We start from the raw sequence: 240 nt of genomic DNA, 5'->3' as shown, positions 1-240 counted from the left end.
CTATAAGCCGCAAAGATAAGCCAGCGTCTCAAGGCGCTGGCTTTCTCTTCGTTCAAGCCAAAATGCTCTGACTACTTCGCTACTGCTTTAAGCAGTGTTTGTATTACTTCACCTACCCTTAAAAGGGTCGGAATACTCAACGGTTGTCAATTTATCTTGCACTTGATCATGCTTTTCTTGGTCTCTAATATATTTTCGTATTGTGGATTCATTCAATCCAACTGTACTGACGTAGTATCC

At 41.2% G+C, this 240-nt stretch carries 1 pseudogene; it reads right to left on the bottom strand.

The window, feature by feature from the left end:
• Nucleotides 1-108 precede the first annotated feature (108 nt).
• Nucleotides 109-240, bottom strand: a pseudogene (locus FD34_RS03765) (IS200/IS605 family transposase); the annotation flags it as partial.

The organism is Limosilactobacillus pontis DSM 8475 (genome assembly GCF_001435345.1).
In the GTDB taxonomy this organism is placed as follows: Bacteria; Bacillota; Bacilli; order Lactobacillales; family Lactobacillaceae; genus Limosilactobacillus; species Limosilactobacillus pontis.
This window is presented reverse-complemented; position numbering and strand designations above follow the sequence as displayed.